6 protein-coding genes and 1 pseudogene are annotated in these 6,914 nt (G+C 64.1%); 1 reads left to right on the forward strand and 6 read right to left on the reverse strand.

Annotated elements, in window-relative coordinates:
- The coding region (locus EN993_RS28670) for a caspase domain-containing protein (RefSeq protein ID WP_206532434.1) at nucleotides 1-979 on the reverse strand (979 nt) is incomplete at its 3' end.
- 91 nt (nucleotides 980-1,070) lie between these two features.
- Entirely contained in the window at nucleotides 1,071-1,640 is a 570-nt protein-coding gene (locus tag EN993_RS28675; RefSeq protein WP_127265456.1) for an NADPH-dependent FMN reductase, read from the reverse strand.
- Between the two features lie 178 nt (nucleotides 1,641-1,818).
- Between EN993_RS28675 and EN993_RS28680 the strand changes: the two are divergent.
- Nucleotides 1,819-3,196: pseudogene (locus tag EN993_RS28680) on the forward strand (cytochrome P450).
- A gap of 149 nt (nucleotides 3,197-3,345) precedes the next feature.
- Here EN993_RS28680 and EN993_RS28685 read toward each other — a convergent pair.
- From EN993_RS28685 to EN993_RS28700, 4 genes are all read right to left on the reverse strand, one after another.
- Entirely contained in the window at nucleotides 3,346-4,323 is a 978-nt protein-coding gene (locus tag EN993_RS28685) for a complex I NDUFA9 subunit family protein (protein ID WP_109665755.1), read from the reverse strand.
- A gap of 118 nt (nucleotides 4,324-4,441) precedes the next feature.
- On the reverse strand, nucleotides 4,442-4,894 hold the full coding sequence (locus EN993_RS28690; protein ID WP_127265458.1) for a DoxX family protein: 453 nt from the start codon (nucleotides 4,892-4,894) through the stop codon (nucleotides 4,442-4,444).
- Nucleotides 4,895-5,229: 335 nt separating this feature from the next.
- Nucleotides 5,230-6,231 (reverse strand): Ldh family oxidoreductase, encoded by a 1,002-nt coding sequence (locus EN993_RS28695; RefSeq protein ID WP_164757866.1) that lies wholly within the window; start codon nucleotides 6,229-6,231, stop codon nucleotides 5,230-5,232.
- 145 nt (nucleotides 6,232-6,376) lie between these two features.
- Nucleotides 6,377-6,914 (reverse strand): ABC transporter permease subunit (locus tag EN993_RS28700; protein ID WP_127265460.1); only part of this gene is annotated, 538 nt, incomplete at its 5' end.

A 6,914-nucleotide genomic window follows, 5' to 3' on the forward strand; every position in this document is an offset into this window, starting at 1 on the left:
CCTTGACGAAAGCGTCCGCCGCCTCGCGCAGGCTGGCGTCCAGGCTCTCGGCGGAAAGGTGCTTGGTGTCGAGACCGATCAGCGCGCCATAAAGCGGCGCCAGCGGCATGTCGGCGTCACTGGCGATCTGCTCGACCTGGCCGCGCATTTCGGGCGTCACATCGGCCATGGCGAGCAACAGGCGCTCGCGCTCGGGCAAGTCCTGCCTGGCCTTCGCGGCAAAGAAGAGTTGCGGCAGGGCGCTCTCGACATAAGGCAGCTGTTTTCCACGCGACAGGTCATAGACCTCCTGCTGCACCAGTGTCAGCACCGAGCGGATTTCGAGCCCGTCGGTGCCGAGATATTTGGTCAGCGCCGTCGTGAACGGCGAGTTCTGGCCAGTTCCGTCGGCGGCCGTCTCACCCGGTGCGGCGGAAAAGGCAAACAGGATGTTTTCGGCGCGGCCAGTCCGGCCGAGACCCGGCCGAACTTTTTCCGCGACATCCTTTGCCAGCGATGTCGCACCTCGACCTTCGCCCACCGTGCCCGAAAACGGATCGCTGCGGCAGGCGTCGAGCATGATCAGGCCGACCTTGGCCGTGGCGGCCACGGTGTCGCGCACCTCCTCCAGCGGCAGGCTGGTTTTCTCCAGCGCATCGAGCGAGGAGGCGTCGGCGTCGACCGGGAGCAGCCGGTTGTCGCCAGAGATTTCGACGCCGTGGCCGGAGAAATAGACCAGCGCCACGTCGGCGCCTTTGGCATCGTCTCGAAAATCGTCGAGCGCGCGGCGCATGCGCCGCAGGTCGCGGTTGGTTTCGAGAACGACCTCGAAGCCGAGCTTCTTCAGCACCGCTCCCATCGCCTCGCCGTCATGGACCGGATTGGCAAGCGGCCGGATCAGGCGGTAGTCGTCGTCGGCTATGACCAGGGCCACGCGCCGCTCAGCCACCGCGGTGGCGGTGGTCATGAGCATCAGCAGCAAGGCAAAAAGCAAACGCAAGTCGAACCGCCCCCCGGCTTGTCCATTTGCGCGAACATTCCACCTCTTTATGGCATGAGCAAGCCGGGCTTTTGCCGGAAAACCAGCGCTTTCAGGCAGCCCGCATCGGCTTCAGAGCCTCGCTCCAGCGCAACAGCTCGTCGAGCATGGTTTTGGCTCCGCCCTGCACCTGTTCGCTGGCGTTGAAGGCGCCGTTCTCGTCGAGCAGTTTCTGATACATCGGCAGCGCGACGCCTTCCGAGATTGGCATGACACCCACCGAGGTCAGCAGCGGCTTCAGCGCTTGCGCCGCGCGCAGGCCGCCGGAGACGCCGCCATAGCTGAAAATGGCGGCAGCTTTGTACTTCCATTCGCGCGAGAGATAGTCGATCGCGTTGACGATCGCCGGCGCCACGAAATAATTGTATTCCGGCGCCACGAAGACGAAGGCATCGGCGGCGTCGATCGACTTGGACCAAGCCTTGGTATGGTCGTTCTGGTAATTGCCAAGCCTTGGATGGTGCGGTTCGTCCAGCACCGGAAGCTTGAACGTATCGATGTCGGTCAGCACCGGCTCGAACTTTCCATGCTCGCGCGCGAAGCTCTCCAGCCACTCGGCAAAAACCGGTCCGGCGCGGCCCGGCCGCGTGCTGCCGATGATGATGTTCAACTGGTGCTTCAAGGCGGGCTCCTGCGGTGGCGGTATCTATTGGTGACTGCCACCTAAGGCATGCCGCTCGGGGCAACAAGAAGGCACTTCGCGGTAACCGGTCACATTCCGGAGAGCAGGAGCCTTGCCGTTCGGTCACATGGACGCCTGCTTTGCGGCCCACTACATTGGGTCATCAGCGGAGCACAGCATGGACATCCAGCCCGCCCCCTTCGTCCCCCCCGGCGCCGAAGCCGCGCACGACGCCGCCCTCGACGCTGGAGATGATCCGCATCGTCTACCGCAACCCGCTCGAACTGTGGGGTGAGCATACCTACAACGAGCCCTGGATTTCGGCGAACGGCGTTGGCGGACATCTGATCGTCGCCAACGATCCCGGCCTGATCCGCCACGTGCTGGTCGACAACGCCAAGAACTACAAGATGGCGACGGTGCGCCAGAAGATCCTGCGGCCGATCCTGCGCGACGGCCTGCTGACCGCCGAGGGCGAGGTCTGGAAGCGGTCGCGCAAGGCGATGGCGCCGGTGTTCACGCCGCGCCACATCTTCGGCTTCGCCCAGCCGATGCTGAGCCGCACGCAGGACTTCGTCACCCGTTACGAAGACGGCGGCACGTCTGATATCGCCTATGACATGACGCTGCTCACCTATGACATCCTGGCCGAGACGCTGTTTTCCGGCGAGATCGCTGGTGAGCCCGGCAGTTTCGCCAACGAGATCGACCGCCTGTTCGAGACCATGGGCCGTGTCGACCCGCTCGACCTGTTGCGCGCGCCCGACTGGCTGCCGCGTCTCACCCGCATCCGTGGCCGCAAGACCATGGCCTATTTCCGCAAGATCGTCACCGACACGGTCAAGATGCGCGAAGCGAAATTCAAGCGCGACCCCGATGCCGTGCCGCAGGATTTCTTGACGCTGCTGCTCAAGGCCGAGGGGCCGGAGGGACTGACGCGGGCCGAGGTCGAGGACAACATCATCACCTTCATCGGCGCCGGCCATGAGACGACCGCGCGCTCGCTCGGCTGGACACTGTATTGCCTGGCGGAATCACCATGGGAGCGCAACCGGGTCGAGCAGGAGATCGACCAGGTGCTGGCGCGCGAGCCCGATCCGACGAAGTGGCTCGATGCCATGCCGTTCACCCGCGCCGCCTTCGACGAAGCGCTCAGGCTTTATCCGCCGGCACCGTCCATCAACCGCGAGCCGATCGAGCCGGAAATGTGGAAGGATCTTTATATCCCGAAGCACGCCGCGGTTCTGGTGATGCCGTGGGTCGTCCATCGCCACAGGAAGCTTTGGGACCGGCCGGATGCCTTCCTGCCGGAGCGCTTCCACCCGGGAAATCGCGAAAAGATCGACCGCTTCCAATATCTGCCGTTTGGCGCGGGCCCGCGCGTCTGCATCGGCGCCAGCTTCGCCATGCAGGAGGCGATCATCGCGCTGGCGATCATGCTGTCGCGCTTCCGCTTCGACACCACCGCCGAAACGAAACCCTGGCCGGTGCAGAAACTGACGACACAGCCGCAAGGCGGTCTACCGATGCAGGTCACGCCCCGCCAGGTGCGCTGATATTCAGGTGATGCCGGCCTGCGAACGATGGCTTCCTGCGCTTCCGGTACTCACGTACCAAAAGTACGCTCCGTTCCGGTTCTCGGAATCCACCGGTCTCGGCTCGGCCTGACCTGAATCTCAACACACCTTCAAGCTGTGGTAATGAATTAAGCCGCAGGCTTGCGCTGCTGGAACTGGCCAGCGGCGCGGTAGCGCCAGAGGTAGCTGGGCAGGATCGTCGCGATCGATTGCGGCTGGATGCCGAGCCCGGCAAGCGTCCTGTTGGCCTTGGCGGCTGCGTCCGAAACGATGTTGTGCTCGCGCAGCTGCATCACCTGGTCCTTGGTCAGCAGCGGATTGGGCAAGAGGCCGAGGATCGATGCCTGGATGTTGGCCACCCACCACGGCACCGGCACCAGCAGGCGCTTGCGCTCGATCACCTCAAGCATCTCTTCCATGCACTCCTTGAAGGTGAGCACCTTCGGCCCGCCGAGTTCATAGATCTGGCCGCCATCGACCTTGCCGTCGACCGAGCGCGCCACCGCTTCGGCGACGTCGCCGACATAGACCGGCTGGAACTTGGTCTGGCCGCCGCCGATCAGCGGCAGCACCGGCGAATAGCGTGCCATGTTGGCGAAGCGGTTGAAGAAGCCGTCCTCGGGCCCGAAATTGATCGACGGCCGGAAGATGACGGCGTCCTTGATCGTCTCCAGCACGGCCTTTTCGCCAAGCGCCTTGGTGCGCGCGTAGTCCGATTCGGAGTTCGCATCCGCGCCCAGCGCCGAGACATGGGTGAGGCCGGCGCCGACGGCACGAGCCGCTTCGGCCACCGCACGGGCACCGAACTCGTGGACGGCGGGGAATTTCTGCCGGCCGCTTTCATGCAGGATGGCGACGAGATTGACGACGTGATCTGCGCCCTGCACAGCACGGTCGACAGACCAGCGCATGCGCACATTGGCCTGCACCGGCTGGATCTGGCCGACATTGCCAAGCGGCTGCAGATGCCCGGCGAGATCGGGCCGCCGGCAGGCGACGCGGATGCGATAGCCGCGCTTGGCCAGCGCGCGCACCACATGGCGTCCGACAAAGCCTGATCCGCCAAAGACGACGACGAGCTTTGGGGTCTGCAGGATTTCGGTCATGGCTGGCTCCGGCGCTCGCAAGCTTGGCTGAAGCCGTTTCATAATCCGTTTCGCGCCAAAGGCAAAGGGCGACGCGTGGTCGCTGCCGCCCTTGTTTTGGCCTTGTCAGAACGCCCTGTCAGAACGCCTTGCCGATGCGAGCGTCGACCGAATGGCGGTTGCCGCCGCGAATGACGAAGAAGAGCAGGATTGCCGCCCACAGCAGCGACTTTTCCGCGCCCGAAAAACCCTGGCCCATGGTGACCCAGTGGAACCAGACCGTGACCAGCAGCACGAACAGCCCGGCAAAGGCGGCCGGCCGTGTCAAAAGCCCGATGGCGATGAAGATGCCGCCGAAGAATTCGTTGCAGGCCAGGACCAACGACCACAAGGCGCCCGGATAAAAGCCGAGGCCCTCGACCATTTCGGCGGCGCCGAAAGGATTGGTGATCTTCTGCGAACCATGAATGGTGAGAAACGCCCCGGCGACGACGCGAAGGACGGTTTCGCCAGCGTCATGCAGCGACGAATACAGGCGGCCAAGCACCGGAATGATCAGCTTGCCGCGGGAAGCGTCGGTGGTTGCGGACATCGTGGCTCCTGTTGTTGTGATGATCCCTTGCAAACGCCCGATGGTCCCCCATCAAGTCAAGTTAACAAAAGTTAACTATTGCAATCATGTTTATTTGTGCGATGACGAAACGCAGAAAACCCCGCCGAAGCGGGGTTTTCCGGGTGAAGTTCATGTCGAAATCAGGGTCCAACGAGGCGGCCTGACCTGAGACGGTATCAGTGGCGTGAAGCAAGTACGCCCGCCCCAGCCCTGGACGCATCCGACAGAAGACACCGACCGGGCAAACCCGACCCGGACAGCTATTGGTCGTCGTGACGCGCGGGAAGGTTCACCGAGGCGCGGAAAAATTCTCGTCAGGAAGAATAGCGGGAAGCGAATTCGGAAATGCGCTGCACCACCGCCTTGGACGCGGTGATGCCGCGCGCTTGCGCCTTCTCGGCGGCCTCGGCCCGGGCACGGCCGGGCACGTGCACGCCGAAGCGCCGCCGCAGCCGGTCGAGCTGGTCCTTCATCCGCTGCTCGAAATCGGGATCGAGCAGCTTGGGCTCGACCGCGAGCACGAACAGCCCGGTGCCGGGGCTGTCCGGCCCGCCGCTGAACCATGGCGCGTCGAGCGACCAGTTGGCGCCCGACAGGCCCGCCGCCAGCACCTCGACCATCAGCGCGATGTTGGCGCCGCGCTGGCCGCCGAAGGCAAGCATGGCGCCCTTCATGGCGGCGGCTGGGTCGGTGGTCGGGTTGCCGCTGGCGTCCAGCGCCCAGCCTTCTGGGATTGTCTTGCCGTCCTCGGCCGCCTTGCGGATGTTGACGAAAGCGGTGGCGCTCGACGACTGGTCGATGACCAGCGGCGCGCCGTCGGCGGCGGGTGCGGCAAACGACATCGGGTTGGTGCAGTAGACCGGCTTGACCGAGCCGGAGCCGGCAAGCACGGCCGGGCCGTTGGTGGCTGCGAATGAAACCAGTCCTTGGGCTGCCAGCCTTCCGGTGAAATAGCCGAGCGCCCCGCATGTATAGGCGTTCTTCTGCGAGAAGATGGCGACGCCGAACAGTTTTGCCGCCTTGGCGAGGTCGTCGATGGTGCGGTCGAAGCCGGTATGCGCCAGCCCGCCGCGTGCATCGGAGAAATAGACCGCGAGCGCCGGCCGGGTGATCACCGGGTCGGCATTGCCGTCGATGCGTCCGGCTTCCAGTGCCTCGAGGTAGTCGATGAAATGCGACAGTCCGACGGAGGAAAGCCCTTCGGCCTCGGCGGCGATGATCGAAGCAGTGAGCGATTGTGCCGCTTCCTCATTGGCGCCGGCGCCAAGTGCCGCCATCCGGCACAGTCCTTTTGCCTGGTCGAGACTGAGTTGCATCATGGCCGTCCTGGGATCGCGGATTGCGGTTATGGGGTTGGGTTTGTGAGTAGCAGCACATGAGGGGGCTTTTGTGTTGAAAATCGTCCGCAACTGCAAGAAAAGCGGCGAACGCGCCCGCCGCCGCCGTCTGACTCGTGCGCCACTAACCGATCTTGTTCGGGATCCTGGCCTCTATCCTGCTGAAGGCGAAGACCAGAATACCGGTGATCGTCATGTAGATCAGCGCCAGCAGCAGCAGGGGCTCATAGGTGAGGTAGGTATCCTGCCGCACCTTGGACGAAACGGCGAAGATGTCGATGACGCTGATCGTCGCCACCAGCGGCGTCGACTTCAATTGCAGCACGGTCTCGCCGGTCAGTGTCGGCAGCGCCCGGTAGATGGCTTGCGGCAGCCAGATGCGCCGGAACGTCTTCCAGCGGCTCATGCCGAACGCGCGCGCCGCTTCGAGTTGCCCCTTGGGCACGCCGGCAAAGGCGCCGCGCATCACCTCGCCCTCATAGCCGGCGAAAGACAGGGTCAACGCCAGCACGCCATAGGGCCAGGCTTGCCTGAGATACGGCCACATCCAGGATTCGCGGATCCATGGATATTGCGGGAACAGCGAACCCAGGCCGTAATAGAGCAGCCACAGCTGGATCAGCAGCGGCGTGCCCCGGATCACCGTGCAGAACACCTTGGCA

The sequence above is a fragment of the Mesorhizobium sp. M7D.F.Ca.US.004.01.2.1 genome (assembly GCF_003997785.1).
In the GTDB taxonomy this organism is placed as follows: domain Bacteria; phylum Pseudomonadota; class Alphaproteobacteria; order Rhizobiales; family Rhizobiaceae; genus Mesorhizobium; species Mesorhizobium loti.

Bases quoted from the DNA above. Each gene is read 5' to 3' on its own strand.
- EN993_RS28685 (WP_109665755.1), bottom strand. From the start codon at position 4,323: ATGACCGAAATCCTGCAGACCCCAAAGCTCGTCGTCGTCTTTGGCGGA.
- EN993_RS28690 (WP_127265458.1), bottom strand. From the start codon at position 4,894: ATGTCCGCAACCACCGACGCTTCCCGCGGCAAGCTGATCATTCCGGTG.
- EN993_RS28695 (WP_164757866.1), bottom strand. From the start codon at position 6,231: ATGCAACTCAGTCTCGACCAGGCAAAAGGACTGTGCCGGATGGCGGCA.